This is a genomic window from Phycisphaeraceae bacterium (assembly GCA_019636555.1).
GTDB lineage: Bacteria > Planctomycetota > Phycisphaerae > Phycisphaerales > UBA1924 > JAFEBO01.
Window position 1 is genome coordinate 3,149,334 of record JAHBXH010000001.1, and the last position, 18,817, is coordinate 3,168,150.

At 63.3% G+C, this 18,817-nt stretch carries 16 protein-coding genes; 13 read left to right on the forward strand and 3 right to left on the reverse strand.

Annotated features, from left to right (window positions below; genetic code table 11):
• Positions 1–25 precede the first annotated feature (25 nt).
• The 6 genes from KF691_13550 to KF691_13575 all read left to right on the forward strand — a co-directional run bounded on the left by KF691_13550 (position 26) and on the right by KF691_13575 (position 7,592).
• Positions 26–985, forward strand: a complete 960-nt coding sequence (locus KF691_13550; GenBank protein MBX3390468.1) for a hypothetical protein — start codon at positions 26–28, stop codon at positions 983–985.
• Between the two features lie 112 nt (positions 986–1,097).
• Positions 1,098–2,288, forward strand: a complete 1,191-nt coding sequence (locus KF691_13555; GenBank protein MBX3390469.1) for a hypothetical protein — start codon at positions 1,098–1,100, stop codon at positions 2,286–2,288.
• A 40-nt stretch (positions 2,289–2,328) separates the two neighbouring features.
• Complete coding sequence (locus KF691_13560) at positions 2,329–4,233, forward strand: peptide ABC transporter substrate-binding protein (protein ID MBX3390470.1); 1,905 nt, start codon at positions 2,329–2,331, stop codon at positions 4,231–4,233.
• A 190-nt stretch (positions 4,234–4,423) separates the two neighbouring features.
• A complete protein-coding gene (locus tag KF691_13565) occupies positions 4,424–5,431 on the forward strand; it encodes an ABC transporter permease (protein MBX3390471.1) in 1,008 nt (335 codons plus the stop codon).
• A gap of 59 nt (positions 5,432–5,490) precedes the next feature.
• Entirely contained in the window at positions 5,491–6,156 is a 666-nt protein-coding gene (locus KF691_13570; protein MBX3390472.1) for a sigma-70 family RNA polymerase sigma factor, read from the forward strand.
• 191 nt (positions 6,157–6,347) lie between these two features.
• Positions 6,348–7,592, forward strand: coding sequence for a hypothetical protein (locus KF691_13575; protein ID MBX3390473.1), 1,245 nt, complete (start codon positions 6,348–6,350; stop codon positions 7,590–7,592).
• Positions 7,593–7,729: 137 nt separating this feature from the next.
• On the opposite strand, the gene KF691_13580 is transcribed toward KF691_13575, so the two are convergent.
• On the reverse strand, positions 7,730–8,248 hold the full coding sequence (locus tag KF691_13580; protein MBX3390474.1) for an adenine phosphoribosyltransferase: 519 nt from the start codon (positions 8,246–8,248) through the stop codon (positions 7,730–7,732).
• Between the two features lie 192 nt (positions 8,249–8,440).
• On the opposite strand from KF691_13580, the gene KF691_13585 reads away from it, so the two are divergent.
• From KF691_13585 to KF691_13610, 6 genes are all read left to right on the forward strand, one after another.
• Positions 8,441–8,779 carry a co-chaperone GroES gene (locus tag KF691_13585; protein MBX3390475.1) on the forward strand — a complete coding sequence of 113 codons (339 nt, stop codon included), beginning with the start codon at positions 8,441–8,443 and terminating at the stop codon, positions 8,777–8,779.
• A gap of 28 nt (positions 8,780–8,807) precedes the next feature.
• The gene (locus KF691_13590; GenBank protein MBX3390476.1) at positions 8,808–9,437 is read left to right on the forward strand and encodes a hypothetical protein; all 630 of its coding nucleotides are present in this window, start codon (positions 8,808–8,810) and stop codon (positions 9,435–9,437) included.
• Positions 9,438–9,535: 98 nt separating this feature from the next.
• Positions 9,536–11,029 (forward strand): 3-phosphoshikimate 1-carboxyvinyltransferase, encoded by a 1,494-nt coding sequence (gene aroA, locus KF691_13595; protein MBX3390477.1) that lies wholly within the window; start codon positions 9,536–9,538, stop codon positions 11,027–11,029.
• Between the two features lie 138 nt (positions 11,030–11,167).
• Positions 11,168–12,244, forward strand: a complete 1,077-nt coding sequence (locus KF691_13600; protein MBX3390478.1) for a hypothetical protein — start codon at positions 11,168–11,170, stop codon at positions 12,242–12,244.
• A 332-nt stretch (positions 12,245–12,576) separates the two neighbouring features.
• Positions 12,577–12,978 (forward strand): hypothetical protein, encoded by a 402-nt coding sequence (locus tag KF691_13605; GenBank protein MBX3390479.1) that lies wholly within the window; start codon positions 12,577–12,579, stop codon positions 12,976–12,978.
• Entirely contained in the window at positions 12,903–13,682 is a 780-nt protein-coding gene (locus tag KF691_13610) for a hypothetical protein (protein ID MBX3390480.1), read from the forward strand. The genes KF691_13605 and KF691_13610 overlap by 76 nt, the downstream gene beginning before the upstream one ends.
• Before the next feature lie 145 nt (positions 13,683–13,827).
• Here KF691_13610 and KF691_13615 read toward each other — a convergent pair whose 3' ends face one another.
• On the reverse strand, positions 13,828–14,808 hold the full coding sequence (locus KF691_13615) for an aldo/keto reductase (GenBank protein ID MBX3390481.1): 981 nt from the start codon (positions 14,806–14,808) through the stop codon (positions 13,828–13,830).
• 687 nt (positions 14,809–15,495) lie between these two features.
• Here KF691_13615 and KF691_13620 point away from each other — a divergent pair.
• The gene (locus tag KF691_13620) at positions 15,496–16,152 is read left to right on the forward strand and encodes a PEP-CTERM sorting domain-containing protein (protein ID MBX3390482.1); all 657 of its coding nucleotides are present in this window, start codon (positions 15,496–15,498) and stop codon (positions 16,150–16,152) included.
• 195 nt (positions 16,153–16,347) lie between these two features.
• On the opposite strand, the gene KF691_13625 is transcribed toward KF691_13620, so the two are convergent.
• On the reverse strand, positions 16,348–18,768 hold the full coding sequence (locus tag KF691_13625; GenBank protein MBX3390483.1) for an arylsulfatase: 2,421 nt from the start codon (positions 18,766–18,768) through the stop codon (positions 16,348–16,350).
• Positions 18,769–18,817 lie beyond the last annotated feature (49 nt).

Here is an 18,817-nt window from a genome sequence, read left to right on the forward strand (position 1 = left end):
GCTTTCCGCAGAGTCGAATCTTCTCATGACCGAGCACACCGAAGGTCCAGTTCTTCACGATGTCAAGATGCACCTGCACCCGCCCGCCGATCCGGGCGTCGGCATCGTCGTCTCCAATGAAAAATGCACCGCGGGAAGGCGAGCGGCCGGCTTTGTTCGGCACGTTGCGATCGACGTCTCCAACACCAAGCTCGCGGGCAATTTCCGTTCGGGGCAATCTTTCGGCGTGCTGCCGCCCGGCCAGGACTCCCGCGGCAAGAACCACGCGCTGCGCCTCTATTCGATCGCTTCGCCAACCAAAGGCGAAGACGGCCAGGGCAAAGTCCTCGCCACGACTGTCAAGCGCCTGATCGACGAACACGACGAGACCGAGAGGCTCTTCCTCGGTGTCGCCAGCAACTACCTCTGCGATCTCAAGCCCGGCGATGAAGTGCGCGTCACCGGCCCGAGCGGCAAGCGCTTTGTCCTGCCCGCTTCGCCCGGTGAACACGATTACATCTTCTTCGCCACCGGCACCGGCATCGCCCCGTTCCGCGGCATGCTGCAAGATCTTCTCGACGATCCCGCATCAAGCCGCTCGAGCATCGCGCTCGTCATGGGTTCCCCGTATTCGAGCGATCTTCTCTACGACAAGCACTTCCGCGAACTCGCCTCGCGACATCCAAACTTCAAGTACATCACCGCCATCAGCCGCGAAGTCATGCCGGATGCGCCCCGGCCCCTCTACGTGCAGGATCGCCTCGATACAAGCCGCGATTTCTTCGAACCCCTGCTCAAGTCCGACCGCACGCTTGTGTACATCTGCGGCATCGCCGGCATGGAGCTCGGCATCTTCCAGGGCATGGCCCGCATGCTCGAACCGGCCTCTCTCGATCCATACTTGCGCGTCGACCCGGAAGCGCTCGATGCAATCGCATCCTGGGATCGCCGCATGATCCACAAGCAGGTTCGCCCGACCCGTCGCGTCTTTTTGGAGGTCTACTAGCTTCCCGCCGTCGCGTGATAGGCTGCCCTTCTTCGGCTCGCCCCCGGAAACAACGCCCGAGCCTGCGAACAATCGCCTCTCCCTTTCCGGGACCCGACAGGAGCCCGCTTCAGTGACGACTCAATCCATGCTCACTCCCGCCCCGGCACTGCTCCGCACTCGTTTCGTCCGTTCGGCTCTGTGGGCGGTCGTCTTGGCCGCTTGCACGCTCGCGATTCCCGCGGCCCGCGCGCAAGACCTCCCCACCGAGATCGTTACCAGCGCCACGCCCCTGAGCGACGCGCAAAAAGAAGCCATCAAGCAATACGCCGATCCATTCCTCGAATCGCTGCGCGGTGACGACGCCGTCAAGGTGCGCGACGCCCGCGTCGCCCTGGTACGGCCACTCCAACGCACCGACATCGCGGTCGGTGTTCCATTCCGGCAGGCCTACTCCCAGGTCCTCGGCCGCCCGCTCGCGACCCTCGCCGAGGACAAGCGGGCGCTCAACGCGATCAACGCGATGCGGGTCGGGGCCGAGCTCGCCACCGCCGAAGGCTTCGACATCATCGAAAAGGGATTTCGCTCGCCGAGCGTCCCGGTCCGCGTCGCCGCCGCCGGCGCCGCAAGCCGCGCCTTCGTCGTTGCCAACAGCACGTCATCAGCCGTCGTTCCGAAGCGCTTGCTCGATGCCGCCACGCAGTTGGGCTCGCTACTCGCGGACCCCGATCCGATCGTCGTCGATTCTGCTTCGCGTGCGCTCGTGAAGGCCATGGAAATCTCGCGCCAGTCGGAAGTGCGCAACGGCGCCTGCGTCGTCCTCTGCAAAGGAATCGTGGCGTGCGCCGTGAAGGTGACCACCCAGCTTCCCGCGCCGGAAATGTTCGACGCGTTCCGCCGCACTTCGCTCGCGCTCCGTGAAGACCTGACCAAGGTTCAGGCCGATCGCCCCAGCCTTTCGCCCGAAGCCCTCCGCGCCATCGAGGAACTCAGCGGTCAACTGATCGCCATGGTGGTTCGCCTGGTCTCTGCGAATGCATTGCCCCCTATCCGCCAGGCCGATGCCGGAGCCGAACGGAAGGAAAAAGAGGCTCTGCGCGAAGCCCCGTCTCAGATCGTCGGCGCCAGCGAGCAGAGCCTCTCGCTCATCGCCGACAAGACCGAGCCGATCCGCACCAACTTTGCCGACAAGATCCGACGCGCATCGGTCGAGTCCGATGCCGAGTTCGTGATCGACGCCAGGAAACTCATCGGGCCCGGCGGCCGCCTTTCTCGCCCGCCGTTCAACCTGCCCGACGGTCTCTTCAATCTCAACACCAAATAACGCGACCGGGCCCGCCGAGTCAACCTCATAGACTCGGGCCGTGCTGCGCCTGTTCATCCCCATCGCGCTCCTGATTGCCGCGATCTTCGCCATCGTCGGCGCCGACAGACCATCGCCCCGCGCCGACTTCACGTTCATCAACCGGGGCGACGTCACCACCCTCGACTATCAGCAAATGTCCTGGCAACAGGATCTCCGCGTCGCCAAGGTCATCGGCGAAGGTCTCGTCACCAACGACGTGTTCACGCACGACTACAACGTCGTCCCCGGCGTCGCGAAGCGCTGGGAGATCTCTCCCGATCTTCGCACCTACACGTTCCACCTGCGCGACGCCAAGTGGAGCGACGGTTCACCGATCACACCGGCCGATTTTCTCTACGCCTGGATGCGCGGCCTGCTCCCCGATGTCGGCGCCGATTACGCCGGCTTCCTGCAGCACGTCAAGGGCGGGAAAGCATTCTCCGACTGGCGCACCCGCGCCCTCGCCGATTTCGCTCTCGCTCATTCCGGCGCACCCGACCCTGCCGCCGCCGAAGCGCTGTGGAACGAGACAAAGAACAAGTTCGCGGAACTCGTCAGCGCCCGCACGCCCGACGATCACACCATCATCATCGAGCTCGAGCGCCCGACGCCCTACTTCCTCGACATGGTCGGCTTCGTCACGTTCTTCCCAATCTGCGAGCAAGTCGTCAGCCGCTACGAAAACCTCGACCCCGCCACCGCCCGCATCAAGTGGAATCAGGCTTGGACCAAGCCACCCAACCTCGTCACCAACGGGCCGATGGAAGTCGAATCCTGGAAATTCAAGCGCGACCTGCGCCTCCGCCGCAATCCCTACTACTGGAATCAATCCGCGATCAGCATCGACACGATCTCGATCCCGACCGTCGAAGACCCGGTCTCCTCCGTCCTCGCGTTCGAGACCGGCGCCGTCGATTGGGTGAGCGACGTGCTCGCACCGTTCCGCGCCGAGATGGTCGCGCACAAAAGCGATTTCTACAACGAGCATCGCGCCGAGTACGACTCGCTCAAAGCCCAGGGCCTCGATCCGATCGAGATCGACCGGCGCCTCCCGCCCGATCCACGCAAAAACGTGCACGTTTTCCCGGCCTTCGGCACCTACTTCTGGAATTTCAACTGCTCGCCCAATCTGCCCGACGGCCGCAAAAACCCGCTCGCCGATCCGCGCGTCCGCCGCGCCCTCGCGCTCGCGACCGACAAACACGACATCGCCGGCGGCATCCGCCGCGTCGGTGAACACATCGCCCCCGCCCTCATCCCGCCCAACTCGATCGGCAACTACCAATCTCCCAAGGGGCTCGGATACGACCCCGAAGAAGCGCGCCGCCTTCTCGCCGAGGCCGGCTACCCCGGCGGCAAGGGCTTCATCACGCTCGATCTGCTCATCACCAAAGACGGCGGCCACGAACTCATTGCGCAAACGCTCGCCAAAGACTGGGAGCGCGTCCTCGGCATCAACACCACGATCACCGTTCAGGAAATCAAGGTCTTCCGCGAGCGCCTCAAGAACAAAAACTACATGACCGCCCGCGCCAGTTGGTTCGGCGATTACGGCGATCCCACTTCTTTCCTCGAGATCTCCCGCACCGGGGACGGCAACAACGACCGCGCCTACGCCAGCCCCGAATTCGATTCGCTCCTCGACCTCGCCGCGATAGAAACCGATCCCGCTGCTCGCATGCGGCTCCTCGAAGCCGCCGAGCGTCTGCTCGTCGAAGAAGACCTGCCCTTTATCCCGATCTTCTACTACGTCAACATGTACCTCTTCGACGCGAACAAGCTCACCGGCATCAGCTCGCACCCGCGGGGTGATCAGCTCCTCTATCGCGCCGATCTCTTCGGCGACGGCAAAGGCTCCGACACTCCTCTCTCGCTCCCGCCCCGCAAGCCGGGCGAACACCACGACGGCGAGACCGAATCGTGATTTCGTGCCCGGTCGAGTTCACCACCAAGTCACAAGGATCACAAAGAACACCGAGAAGAGACGCGAAATGCGCCGACATCCGCACCGGATCCTCACTCTCTCGGCTTCCGTCCTTACTCTCTTCCCGTCTCCTTTGTGCTCTTTGTGTCCTTCGTGTTCTTTGTGGTGAATCTCCCAACGGAACTCGACTGTGCTCGGCCTGATCATCCGCCGCCTCATCCAGCTCCCCATCATCCTCGCGGTGATCTACACCCTCACGCTCGTGCTCGCCTGGCGCATCCCCGGCAACCCGCTCGAAAACCCCGAAGGCCGCCGCCCCGCGCCCGAAGTCGCCGCCGCGATGCAGGCGCAGTACCGCCTCGATAGTTTCTGGTCCTTCTACTGGTCCTATCTCGACAACGCCTCGGGCATCAAATACCTCCGCGACACGCTCTCCGGCCGCGCCGCCGCGCAGGCCCGCGCTGCCGAAGCCGCCGGACACGCTCCGCCAACGCGCCTCGTCTTCGATCTCGGCCCCTCGCTCCAATACCGCGATCAGCGCGTCAACGAAATCATCGCCAGCGCGCTCCCAGTCTCCATGGCGCTCGGCGCAACCGCCATCCTCATCGCGCTCATCATCGGAGTCGTCGCCGGGGTCGCGGGCGCGGTCAAGCCCAATTCCGCCGCCGACTTCTTCACGCTCATCGTCGCGCTCATCGGCATCAGCCTTCCCTCGTTCGTCATCGGCGCCGCGCTCCTCCTCATCTTCCCCGTTCTTCTCGGCTGGGGTCGCATCCCAAGCTGGGGCCGCCCGGTCGATCTCCTCCTCCCCGCCTTCACGCTCAGCCTCCCCTTCGCCGCGTACATCGCCCGCCTCACGCGCCTCGGCATGATCGAGCAGCTCCAGTCCGACTACATCCGTACCGCCCGCGCCAAGGGCGTCTCCGAACGCAGCATCCTCTTCAAGCACGCCCTCAAAAACGCCTTCCTCCCCGTCCTCAGCTACCTCGGCCCCGCCGCGGCATACGCCATGACCGGTTCCTTCGTCGTCGAGCGCGTCTTCGTCGTCCCAGGCATGGGTCAACACTTCGTCAACGCCGTCCAGAACAAAGACCTCTTTCTCATCATCGGAGTCGTGCTCATCTACGCATCCATGCTCATCATCTTCAACCTGATCGTCGATGTCCTCTACCGCTGGGTCGACCCCAGAATCGAGTAGGCTGCTCACACCTCGTCACCTGTTCACCTCTTCACCTCCTCACCTGTTCTTCTCCCGACATGGAACGCCCCGGCGATCAAAACCCCCGATTGCAGATCACCGGCTCACCCGGCCAGGACCACGGCCCCGCGCCCCTCAAGTTCCCCGCGCCCGTTTCCAATCCGCGCGATGACGACCCCCGCGCCGATGCGCTCCTCGTCGGCCTCGCTTCCCGGGGCGACGAAGAAGCCTTTCTCGCTCTCTACAAGCGCCACCGCTCGTTCGTCATCAGTGTCGCCCGCCGCTACACGCGCGATGAATCCGAAGCGCTCGATGTGCTCCAGGACACCTTCTCCTATCTCGTCAAGAAACTCCCCACCCTCCGCCTCACGTCCAAACTCTCCACCTTCCTCTATCCCGCCGTCCGCAACATCGCGCTCACCATCCGCCGCAAAGACCGCATGGTCGCGCTCTCGCCCACCCACGATGCCGCCGGGAAACCCGCTTCCGGATCTCCCGAAACCGGGCCCCGCCCGATCGAAAAAGTCGTTTCGGATCTCCCCGAAGGTCAGCGCGAAGTGATCATTCTCCGCTTCGTCAACGACCTCTCTCTCCGTGAAGTCGCGGCAGTCCTCGACATCCCCATCGGAACCGTCAAAAGCCGCCTCCACCAGGCCATCGCCACCCTCCGCCAAGACCCGAAAACTCAGTCCCTCTTCGATGGCGAACCTCCGCCGACCTCCTAGTTCCGCAAATCACCTCCCCACCTCCCCACCTCCCCACCTCATCACCTCATCACCTCGCCGGTTTCTCACCCCCGACCCCAACCTCTTCCCAAATCCCCATTCCAGACCCGATGAACTTCCCCCCCGCCCGGCGCGCTCAAGCACCGGGCCGTCTTTCCGGCCTCTTTGTCTCATCTTTCCCGTCTGAGAAAATGTCTAGCCCGCCCACTCAACCCCCTCTCGACCCCGAAGCCGCCTTGGGCGATGCGCTCCCCGATCCTGTCCTCGCGCCGCGCGCTCTCGCCGAGCTGCGCGAGGCCTTCGCGCCCTCTCTCGAAGTCAGCCCCGAGGCCGATGCGCGCGTGCTCCACACGCTCCACGATTACCGCCGCAAGAAGGCGCACAGCGCCGGTTTCTGGCGCGGCTTCCAGATCGCCGCCGTCCTCGCGATCGTCGCATCGTTCATGTTCTACATGAACCGCCGCAACGCCGAGATGGCCGCCAACAGCGCATTCGCCAAGGTCGCCGCCGAACAGCGCGAAGCGGCGAAGGCAAGAGAAGAGTCCATCACGCATCTCGCCGACGCCGGCGCCGCCGAGAAAACCGACGATCTCAACGCGACCACGCCGCTCGCCGCCGCAACCTACGCCTACGCCGTCCCCGAAAAGCCCACTATTCTCGACGTCCTCAATCTCGCGCGCCGCGTCGAAAACTCTCCCGGCGCAACCGCGAAGCGCTCCCGCAGCGGGTTCAAACCGACCGGCGAAGTCGTCAGCCCCTTCGAAGAAGTCAACGAACTCGCCGCCAAGGTCGTCGGTGCCGAGCCGAGTCAGGTTCCCGCGCTCGCCGATCGAGCGCTCGCCGCCCGCGACGAACGCGACGCATTCGCGGATTCTTCAAGCGAGGGCGCCGAACGCCACGACGCGCCACGATTCAATTTCAGCCCGGCCATGCCCGCCGTCGCCCCCGCGCCCGGCTTCGCACAGCCCGGCTTCGCCGAAACCCGCATCCTCTCCTACGACATCATGCTCGATGTCGGCTCACGCGCACTCGCCGCCTTCCAGATCGAAATCTCCATGTCCGCGCCGGACACGGCGCGCGTTACGCTCATGGGCGTCCGCGGCGGCGATCACCCGGCGCTCCAGCGCCAGCCGCTCTTCGATTCCCGCCGCGTTTCCAAGCCCGGCTCGCACACGACATTCACCATCGCCAACTTCGACACCGGCAAAGACCTCCCCACCGGCGATGTCCGTGTCGCACGCATCGTGCTCGTCGTCGTCGGCCCCGGCAACCCCGGCGTCACCGCGCGCCTCGTGATCGCCGCCGGACTCGAGGGCATCCCGATCCCCGCCGGCCTCCGCGTCGTCGAACGCGCGCCGATTAGCGGCTCCGATCTCAAGCACAAGCAACTCGAAAAAGTTGTCGACGACGCCGAAACGCTTACGCCGGCGAAGTGAACATCGCACGCGCGGTCGCGCAACTCAGAGACCCCCTCCCCGCGGGAGGGGGCAGGGGGTGGGTTTGCTTCGCTCGTTGCTCTTGAAATAGGGTGCCTGTCCGCCTGTCCGCCTGTCCGACATCCGACATCCGAAATTCAGTACCTGATCGCCGCCCCCACCGGCCCGTACTTCGCCAGCCGGTCTTTCCCTTTGAGCGCCACCAGTTCAATCAGCACCGCGATCCCCGCGATCTCCGCGCCGCACTTCTTCACCAGTTCACAGCATGCCGCCAGCGTCCCCCCCGTCGCAAGCAGATCATCCACCACCAGCACGCGCTTCCCCGGCGTCATCGCGTCCGTGTGAATCTCCAGCCGATCCGTCCCGTACTCGAGCGCGTAGTCCGCACCGTGCACGCTCCGCGGCAGTTTCCCCGGCTTGCGAATCGGCACAAACCCGACCGACAACGCCTGCGCAATCGCCGTCCCGAAAATAAACCCGCGACTCTCCGCTCCCACCACAAACTCGATCCCCTTGCCCCGAAACGGATTCGCCATCAGCTCCACCGCCAGCGCAAGCCCCGCCGCATCCGCGAGCAGCGGCGTGAAATCCTTGAACAGAATCCCCGGCTTCGGAAAGTCCGGCACATCACGAATGAGATCGGTGAGTTGTTTCATGGCAGGTATCAGGCAAATGGCATCAGGCATCGGTGCGAAAACCGAAACGAATCGCAGCATATCCGATCCGCCGTTCCGCACTCCGAGTTCCGCGTTCCGCGCTTCCTCTTCCTTTGGCCCTTTGGAACTTTGGCCCTTTGGCCATTTCTCCCTCCACTCCGAACTCCGAATGCCGCACTCCTACTCTCCCCTATGACCCAAAAGTCCTCCCGCAAGCCGACACTCGAAATCGTCGAACCCGTCGGCAAGCGCGTCCTCATCCGCAAAGACGCCGACAAGAAACAAACCAAGACCGGCATCCATCTGCCCGACAAGATCGAGATCCCCACGCTCACCGGTCGCGTCGTCGCCATCAGCCGCCAGGTCGAACGCGACGACGACTACACCATCGAGCAGTACGACCGTGTCCTCTTCAATCCCAAAAACGCGATCCCCGTCGAGTTCGAAGGCGACAACCGCCTCTTCGTCATCCCCATCGAAGATGTCGTCGCGATCTTCCGCCGCGACAACGACATGGAACTGTCTGAATAGCCGCGGTTGCGCCGCTTGCAATACCTGAGTGATCGCCGTGGAGCCCAACGAAGGCCGCATCAGAGTTTTTCGTGCCAGTCCTTGGTCTCTTGGATGGCGACACATCAGAGATCGGATATTCGGCGTCGGCATGCTGATCGGTGGAGTTTCGCTGCCGGTCTTGGGCGTCTTCATGTTGACGAAACCGAGCCAGTTATCGCTGCCAGCGCAGATCATCATCGCGCTGGCAACCATCGCGACTGGGCCCGGCTTGATTGCAGTTGGCTATCTCTTCTTACTTCGCGGTCCGGGTTCCCAACCGTTCTCTGTCGCTATTGACACGAGTACAGACTGCATCCGCTTCGAAAACACCTGGATCTCGAATCGATGGCCCAGTTACTTAAGTCCGCGTGCCTCTCTCGAATGCAGATTTGACGAAATCCTTGCAGCAGAGAATTGGCCTCGCTCTTCCGGCCTCGCGGTTCTCACGACAAGAGGTTGCATTCTCATTCCGGACTGGATCACCGATTTCCACGTCTTGTCCGAATGTCTTCGTCAAGTCGCCCAAGGACCCATGCCAGCTCGACAGTCTGAGCGGTGGTACTTTTTCTTCGGCATTCTGTGCGCGCTGATGGCTGTCGGCGTCGTGGTTTCTGGGATTGTCTTCGGCTGGTGGTGATCTGTTTCGTCATTCTGCTCTCCAATGTCCGCTTCTCCACCGATACAATCCCGCCTCAAACTGCGGCTCGCTCGTGCGCGCCTTCCAATCTGCGCACCGTGACCACGACTTCTTCATCTCTCCCCCCCGATCACCCCGCCTCGGTCTTCCTGCGCCCGCTTTCCGATCTCCCAAACCCGCTTCCCATCACGCCTCTCCCCCGCGGCAAGCGCGGCATCTTCGATCTCTCGCTCCGCACGCCCGGCTCCAAATCCCTCACCAACCGCGCGCTCCTCCTCGCCGCGCTCGCACGCGGCGAATCCAGAATCCACGCGCCCCTCCTCGAAGCCGACGACGCGATCCGCATGCGCGCCGCCCTCGAACAACTCGGCGTCACACTCAAACTCGAAAACGACACCCTCTCCGTCCGCGGCATATCCGGCACCTGGCCCGTGCCGCAATCTGGTCTTACGCTCAATCTCAACAACGCCGGCACCGCAACCCGCTTCCTCGCCGCCGCCGCGCTCCTCGCCGAAAACCCGCTCACCATCGACGGCAACGCCCGCATGCGCGAGCGCCCCATCGGCGAACTCACCGAAATCCTCTCTCGCCTCGGCGCCACCTGCGAATTCCTCGAAACGCCCAACTGCCCGCCCGTTCGCATCACCCCGCCGCCGTCACGCAAGGGTCCGGGCAAAGTCCTCGACATCCCGACCACGCAGAGCAGCCAGTTCATCTCCGCGCTCCTTCTCATCGCGCCCTGGCTCGAAGGCGGCCTCACCATCCGCCTCACCGGCGAAATCACCAGCCCCACCTACATCGAAATGTCCGTCGGCCTCCTCCAGCGCGCCGGCGCGCTCGTCAAAACGTCCGAAGACCTCCGCATCATCCGTGTCGGCCCCCCACCAACCGCCGCAGGAAAAGCCCCCGGCCTCGACGCCTTCGACTACGAAGTCGAACCCGACGCCAGCAGCGCCACCTACTTCTGGGCAGCCGCGGCAATCAATCCCGGTTCCACCGCGAAACTCACCGGCCTCTCCCACCGCTCGCTCCAGGGCGACGCGAGTTTTCCCTCTCTCCTCGCGCGCATGGGCGCGATCATCGAGCAGAACCCGGCGACCCAGAACACGCCCCTCTCCGCGCGCGAAGAACCCGATCCGCGCGATCACTTCATCCAGGTTGGCGGCCCGGTCTCGCTCGAACCGATCATGGCCGATCTCTCCACCATGCCCGACACCGCGATGACCCTCGCCGCGGTTGCCTGCTTCGCACCCGGCATGTCGATCCTGCGAGGCCTGCGCACCCTCCGCGTCAAAGAAACCGACCGCATCGAAGCCCTCCGCAACGAACTCACCAAGCTCCACGTCAGAGTCGATTGCCCCGTCATGGGCGACCACGATGTCATGGCAATCACGCCCCCCCCATTGGCAGGCGGGGGCGATATGTCGCTCGCGAGCTCCCGCGTCGAGTTCGACACCTACGACGATCACCGCATGGCCATGAGCCTCGCGCTGATCGGCCTCCGCCGCCCCAACGTCTTCATCAAAGACCCGGCCTGCGTCGCGAAAACCTACCCGACCTTCTGGCACGATCTCGCGAAGCTCTACGGTTAGGCTGTGTATTCGACGCCCCATTTGGTCCTCCGCGCTAGTCTCTTGGCGATCGCTTTCCTGGGCGTTGTGTTCTCGATCTGGTTTGCGTTTCAATTCGTTCGCCGAAGACCCGCTGGTTGCCGCAAATGCTCGTATGACATGCGCAACCTCAGGTCGCTTCAATGCCCCGAATGCGGCACGCTCCACCAAAGCGATGCCGAACTTCGCGGACGATCCTTTTCCTTTAAACCCGCGGTATTCGCCGCGATTCTCCTCGTTCTCTGCTCGGTCGGCTGGTGGACGCAACGTCGGCTCATCGATTACTGGGAATACTTCTTCCGCGAAGCCGTACCCCTCGGAAGAACGGAAGTCGCCGGCGTACGCGCCGAGCTGTTTTCTTACGAGTACAAATACTCCAGGCCTGATTGGGGAGAACGAAACTTCGGCATCGGCCTCGTGTTGACAAGGAGAGACCGTCTTCTGCTCCACTTCACACACCAAGACACGGGGCAGCTCGACACCGACATCCGAGTGACGACGACTCCGTTGATGTTTCCGAAAGAATCTGAATCTGGAAACCATCTCAAACCCTCCGATCCCTTGGCCGACATGCACGGCGCCGCCCCAATGTCAGGATTCGATCTGACCGGCGATGGAATTCCGGAAATCGTTCTGACAACTTACTCGGGCGGCGCGCACTGCTGCCGCACCTACCACATCTTCGATGTCAGCGGCCCAGTTCCTGTGCACTCTGCGATTGACGTCTACGACGGTGGCGAAGAACTCTTCGAATGGCCCTCCGGATCGCGCACCTATCGCTTCGCAATCCGCGATTGGACCTTTGCATACTGGAAAACCAGCTTCGCGGGGTCGCCCGCACCTCGTGTCATTCTGAAATACGATGCTGGCCAATTCCGTGCAGACATCGACCTGATGCGCTCACCCGAGCCCTCCCCCGCCGCGCTCACATTGATGGTCGATGCCATTCACGATGAATCGAACGCAGACCCCGGTTCAACCGAACCCACTCCCCTGCTCTGGGGCACCATGCTCAATCTCATCTACAGCGGCAATCCGACCACCGCCGACGAACTCTTCGACCGCGCGTGGCCTGCCAACCTCCGCGGCAAGCAGGAATTCCGCGTTGCGTTCCTCTCCCGACTGCAGGTGAGCCCGTACTGGGACGCAATTGTCGCTCTCGCGCCGGAATACTGGAGCGCCGTCGCCCGCCACTAGCGAGGCCAATACCGTCCCCCCATCTGCCGGAGAATCCTGTGAGCCGAAACCCGCGCAACCGCCGCGGCAGCACAATCCATGCATCCCGCATCCTCTTCAGCCCCGCAGGGGCGCCGGGCTGTAGCGACGGGTGGAGCGAGGTCGTTTCGACCGAGCGCAACCCGTCGAGAGAATGCCCCGAACCCGCCCGCCCCGCGAGGGGCGGAGGAATCCGCACCATTCTCCAAATACTCAACCGCCCTCCCCCGTCAACGCTCTGCTTCCGCGCCCGCGTCTCGAATTCCGATCCGACTCTTTGACGGGTTCTCGCAAGTGTGTACATTGAACGACACGTGCCCTCCATCGAAACATCCGCGCGCGTGCTCTGGGCGACTCTCTGCATCGCAGTCTGCCTGATCCTGATTTATTCGCTCTGGCGTCAGTACCGCCTGCGCGACACCCACTGCCGCAATTGCGGTTACGACAGACGCGGTCTCACATCGGACCGCTGCCCCGAGTGCGGCACGCCCGCAAGCCAATTCGCCCCTCGACGCACACCCATTATCCGCCTCGGGATGATCGTAATCGCGCTCGCTCTTGCAGCACTCAGCTTCGTGCCGCGGCAATTCGCCCTGGACCAATGGGTCTGGTGGAATCGCCAGGAACTGCTCGAACAGCAGTGCACGATCGGCGATCTCTCCGTCAAACGTACGCGATCGTCTACAACGGCTTCGCCAATCCGCACAGCGACGTGACATGGATGCGCTTGGGCTACCTGTTAAAGATGCATCGAGGCGGTTCCGAGGTTTCTCGGCTCTTCCTTTCGGAGTGGCGCTCGAGTCTGTCCGAGTCTTTAAACGGACTGGACTTCACAGGTGATGGCATCGGCGACATCGTCGTGGAATCGGTTTCGTTTGATCACGACACGTACACCATCATCGATGCCGACCTGTTGAAATCGGCGCAGCTTGATCGCGAGCACGGAGAAGAATTCCGTGTCATCGAATCCCCGGCGGAATCGGGCAAGTTCGGAATCCGCGCAAGTGATCGTGAATTCACCTGCTGGGAAGGCACCGGCGGTCCCGCGCCGATAGTCATTCTCTCAATGAAGAATGGCAAACTCATTCCCGACGTCGACATGATGCGTGCCCCGCCGCCTTCAACCGAATCCCTGAACGAACAGGCCGATGGAACTTGCATGAGCTTCCCGGACGAGTTCGCAACAGAGTGGAGCGTGCTGTGCGAAAACGGCTTGCTCCAGCCGATGCTCGACCTTGTGTTTTCGGGCCACCCGGACTTAGCCGAATCATTTCTCGCGCGGGCGTGCCCGAACGACATGCCAAACCTCCGGCAGCGCCTCCTCGAGTCTTTTCATCAGCGCCTTCGGGAAAGCACCTACTGGTCCGCAATCGTTGAACTCGCTCCCGACTACTGGCAGCAAGTCGAAGCGCCAAAGTGAACCGCCCTCGAGCGGCCCGCTCTCTCCCAATTCGCCCCTCCGCGCAACTCCGCCACCTCCGCTCCTCCGCGTTCTCTTCCTAATTTGGCCCTTTGGCCCTTTGGCTCTTTGGCTCTTTGGCAATTTGGCTCTTTGGCCATTTGCTCTACCGCCCCACCATCTTCTGCTGCGCCGGCGTATACCGCTCACCCTGAACCGGAACCCGCGCAACCGCCGCCTCGATCTCTTCCAGATCGCGCGCACTCAACGCAATCGCCGCCGCGCCCAGATTCTCCTTCAGCCGCTCCATCTTCGTCGTCCCCGGGATCGGTACGATCCACGGCTTCTTCGCGAGCAGCCACGCCAGCGCGATCTGCGCCCGCGTCGCTCCTCGCGCGCCCGCCAATTCTCCGAGCAAATCCACCAGCGCCTGGTTCGCCTTCCGCGCCTCTTCCGAAAACCGCGGCAGCGCGCTACGAAAATCCTTCGCATCAAGTGCCGCCCCGCTCAAAGCCCCCGTCAAAAAACCCCGCCCCAGCGGACTGAACGGCACAAACCCAATCCCCAATTCCTCGAGCAGGGGCAAGATCTCCCCTTCCGGCTCGCGCCACCACAGCGAATATTCGCTCTGTAGCGCCGCGACCGGCTGCACCGCGTGCGCACGCCGGATCGTGCCCGCTCCCGCTTCCGACATCCCGAAGTGCTTCACCTTTCCCTGCGCGATCAACTCCTTTACCGCGCCCGCCACATCTTCGATCGGCACCTGCGGGTCAACGCGGTGCTGATAGAACAAATCGATGCAATCGGTCTTCAGCCTTTTGAGTGATGCTTCCGCGACCGCTCGGATGTTCTCCGGCCGGCTGTCCAAGCCGTCCGCGGGCTTGCCGCCCTTGAAGCCGAACTTCGTCGCGATCACCACGCGATCGCGCACCGGCGCCAGCGCCTCGCCCACCAGTTCTTCGTTCGTGAACGGCCCGTACGACTCCGCCGTGTCGAAAAACGTCACGCCCAGTTCGAACGCGCCGCGAAGCAGCGAAACCGCCGCCTGCTTCTCCGTCGGCTCGCCGTACGCATAGCTCAATCCCATGCACCCAAGCCCCATCGCCGAGACTTTCAAGCCGCTCTTTCCGAGCACACGCGATTGCATGCGTTGCATCCTTCTTTGCCGCGCACCCCAGGACATCCGAAGCTAAAAACCCGGACCGCGCCCAACCAAGCGCAACGCTATGCGCATTCCGCTCCCGAGCCCACGATCGATTCGCTGACCACTCCGCACTCTGCTTCTTCTTTGTGTTCTTTGTGTCCTTTGTGCTCTCTGTGGTCAAGAACCAGTTCGCCGCTCTCACCGCGCTCCGTCTTCGTTTCGCCGCCCGGCCTCGCGCACGCTTTCACACAACCTTGATCCGATCAGCGCGCAACCGCAACGCACCTCACGCGCGCTCGCGCGTACATTCCGCCTCTCCCGTTTTTCTTCCTCGCACCGGAGAGCGTGCGGCGCCATCATCGGCGGCGCCCGCGAGCGGAAATCGCGGAAATTCGCGGTGCCGCACGCTCTCCGGAAAGCCCTGCACACGCGCAGCAATCCCAGATTCCACGCTCGAACAGTTATCACACGTCGATGCGCCGAATCTTGGCGCTTCCTTCACAGTGCGAGCGCCATTCTCAAAGCACGTTCATCTTGCTCACACGATCTTCGCGAAGACTGCGCGCAATCCGGATACTCCAGTCGCGCGCCCGCGTTTATCGTCATGCTCGAATATTCACCCCTCCGTTGGGGGCGCCATTCCGCGGCGCGCGAATACTCGTATGAGTTTTTTTTCTGGAGGTTTGAGAGATGAAGATTTCCATGTTCGCGCTGGCCCTCGTGGCCGGCACCGCTGTTTCCGCGGCCAATGCCGCCGTGGTCCTCAAGCACTACGGCTTCGACAACGGTTCGCTCAGCCCCAACGTCGGCAGCGGCGACCTCAACGTCGTCGGGACCGCCTCCAACTTCGCCGGCACCACGCTCGGCCTTCCCGGCAGCGGCTCGCCCCCCGGCGGCCCCAGCAGCCAGTCCGGCGCGATGTCCCTTGCCATCGTCGGAACCGACGGCGGTTCGATGACCTTCTCGCTCAGCACGATCAACTACACCAACATCGTCTTCTCCTTCGCCGCGCAGCGCACCGGCACCGGCGGCGCCAACGCGACCGTGCAGTACTCGCTCAACGGTTCCACCTACAACAACCTCGGCATCATCGTCCCCGGCGCCTCGTCCCCGGGTTTCGGCAGCTCCGGCATCGTCGTCAGCGACTACTTCTTCTCCTTCACGAACGCCGCGCTCGCCAACAAGGCCAACGTTTTCTTCCGCATCGTCGTTCCGGGCGCTACCTCCGCCAGCGGCAATCAGCGCTTCGATAACCTCGTCGTTCAGGGTGATCTCGTCCCGGCGCCGGGTTCCATCGCGCTCGTCGGTCTCGCCGGCCTCATCGCCGGTCGCCGCCGCCGCAACTGATTTTCGATTCGCATTCGAGGCGGCACGCGTCGCGCCGCTCCGGTCAGTCCGTTCCTGGCGGTTCGTTCACTGACCACTTCTCCGCCCCGGGCGCTCTCGCCCGGGGCGGTCTTCTTTCCGATCCTCCGCTTCCCGCACCAGACAAAAAACAGGCCGCCCGAAGGCGGCCCGAAAGTGCTGAAATTCAAGCGGTCCTTACTGCTCGACCGGTCCCAGCTTCACCCGAACCACCAGGTTCTGGCCCGTGAACCGGAACGGAACCTCATAGTCCTTGCCGTCCACCGACGTACCGGTATCAACGCCCACGCAGAACGTCTCACACCAGGGCAAAATCACCGGAATGCTTCTGGGCATCGCGTGCGCGTCGACAATCGCGCCGTCTACTTTCAGCGTGCCGGTGCCGCCCTTGCCGAATCCCGGTCCGTCGTACTTCCAGTCAAACACCAGCGTGTGCTTGCCCGGAGCGAGCGCGTCCTTGCCCTGCCACTTCACATGCGCAAGCTGCAGAAGGTTCCACGTGAACACGGGCTTGCCCTTGAGCAGATAGAACCCGTACCCGCCGAACCTCCCGCCGTCGGTCATCAGCATCCCCTCGGCTCCGCCCTCGGGAACTCTGAACTCCGCCGTGATGGCGAAGTCCCGGTCCAAAAGGCTCGGCGAACCGCCGATCCCCGGGAAGGGCACGTTCGCGATCTCGCCGGAATACGTGAACTCCGTTCGGCCAAACGCGTAGTTTGGTTTCTCCTGCGACACAAACCGCGTCAGCACGCTGTCATCAAGCGGGAAGACGCGGTACTTCTCCGCTTCCATCGTAAAGCGCTGCTGCATGTCGCGCAGCTTGTCGGGCATCTGCGACGCGAGGTCCTTGGATTGCGTCCAGTCCTCGTTGATGTTGTATAGCTCCCACTTGAATCCGTTCATGACGTCCGGATTCGGCTTGGCCAACGAAAGATCCCACGGAGCGTGGATCGGCGGCGCCGAGGCGATCCAGCCGTCGTGGTAAATGGCGCGCGAACCGAACATCTCGAAGTACTGCGTCGTCCGCCGCCCCGGCGCATCCCCCTTTTCCCACGTGTACGCCATGCTCACGCCCTCGATCGGACGCTGCGCGACGCCGTTCACCATCACCGGCTGGGGCAGGCCCGCCGCTTCCAGAATCGTCGGCACCACGTCGATCACGTGGTGGAACTGGTGGCGGATGCCGCCCCTGTCCTTGATCCGTGCCGGCCAGCTCATCGCCATGCCGTTCCGCGTCCCGCCGAAATGCGAAGCGACTTCCTTCGTCCACTGATACGGCGTGGCCCAGCACCACGCCCATCCGACCGCAAAGTGCGGGTACGTCTGGTCCGTGCCCCACTCTTCAAAGAACTTCATGTTCTCTTCGACCGTCGGGTGAATCCCGTTCGCCACCGCGAATTCGCTGTACAAACCGTTCAGCGTTCCTTCCGGGCTCGCCCCGTTGTCGCCGCTGATATAGATGATCAGCGTGTTGTCGAGCTTCCCCGCTTTCTCGATCGCCTCGACCACCCGCCCGATCTCATGGTCCGTATACGCGAGATACGCCGCGTAGATGTTCGCCTGGTGAACATAAAGCTTCCGCGCCTCCTCCGACAGCGAACTCCACTCCGGCAGGTCCTTCGACCACGGCGTCAGTTCCGCGCTCTCCGGGATGATCCCGAGCTTCTTCTGGTTCGCAAAGATCCTCTCGCGCTGCGCGTTCCAGCCCTCGCTGAACAGATCCATCGCCTCGATCTTCTTCACCCATTCCTCGGTCGGATGGTGCGGCGCGTGCGTGCCGCCCGGTGCGTAGTAGATCATGAACGGACGATCCGGCTGCACCTCGCTCATCATCCGGATGCGCCCGATCGCCTCGTCCGCCATCGCCGTGATCAGGTTCCAGCCCGGCTTGCCCAGGTACGGCTCGATCGGCGTCGTGTTCCGGAACAGGTTGTTGGGCTGCCATTGGTTGGTGTCGTCGCCGATGAACCCGTAGTAGTAGTCAAACCCCTTCACCGGTCCCGTCGGCCAGTCCGTGAACGGACCCGCCTGGCTCGCCGCCCATTTCGGCACGTTGTGGTCCTTCCCGAACCACGACGTGTCATACCCGTTCAGCCGGAGAATCTCGCCAATCGCCGCCGCGTCCCGCGGCATCACGCTGTTGTAGCCCGGATAGCCCGTCGCCTGATCCACCACCACGCCCGTCGCCACCGAGTGGTGATTGCGGCCAGTCAACAGCGCCGCGCGAGTCGGCGAGCACAGCGCCGTCGTGTGAAACCTCGTGTACCGAAGCCCCGCCGCCGCGATCCTGTCCAGCGTCGGTGTCGGAATCACCCCGCCGAACGTCGACGGCGCCGAGAACCCCACATCGTCCGTCATGATCAAGAGCACGTTCGGCGCCCCCTTCGGCGGCGCGACCAACGGCGGCCAGTACGGCTTCGAGCCCGCCGCGTTCGGGCTGATCTCACCCCCGAACGCCGCCGGCGGATTCGGTAGATACCGCCCGTCGATCGTCGTGTACTCCCCCGGTTTTCCAGCCTCCGGCGTTCCCGCGACCGCCGATCCCAGCGATAAACCCCACACCGCAATCAACGCCACCGATCGTTTCTTCGCGCTCATACCCGGCTTCTCCTTTCGTTGGCCCCACACCCCCCTCCGCCCGCATCCC

Coding starts and splice junctions, on each gene's coding strand:
- KF691_13585 (MBX3390475.1), top strand. CDS start 8,441: ATGACCCAAAAGTCCTCCCGCAAGCCGACACTCGAAATCGTCGAACCC.
- KF691_13550 (MBX3390468.1), top strand. CDS start 26: ATGACCGAGCACACCGAAGGTCCAGTTCTTCACGATGTCAAGATGCAC.
- KF691_13570 (MBX3390472.1), top strand. CDS start 5,491: ATGGAACGCCCCGGCGATCAAAACCCCCGATTGCAGATCACCGGCTCA.
- KF691_13625 (MBX3390483.1), bottom strand. CDS start 18,768: ATGAGCGCGAAGAAACGATCGGTGGCGTTGATTGCGGTGTGGGGTTTA.
- KF691_13615 (MBX3390481.1), bottom strand. CDS start 14,808: ATGCAATCGCGTGTGCTCGGAAAGAGCGGCTTGAAAGTCTCGGCGATG.
- KF691_13580 (MBX3390474.1), bottom strand. CDS start 8,248: ATGAAACAACTCACCGATCTCATTCGTGATGTGCCGGACTTTCCGAAG.
- KF691_13600 (MBX3390478.1), top strand. CDS start 11,168: ATGCGCAACCTCAGGTCGCTTCAATGCCCCGAATGCGGCACGCTCCAC.
- KF691_13620 (MBX3390482.1), top strand. CDS start 15,496: ATGAAGATTTCCATGTTCGCGCTGGCCCTCGTGGCCGGCACCGCTGTT.
- KF691_13575 (MBX3390473.1), top strand. CDS start 6,348: ATGTCTAGCCCGCCCACTCAACCCCCTCTCGACCCCGAAGCCGCCTTG.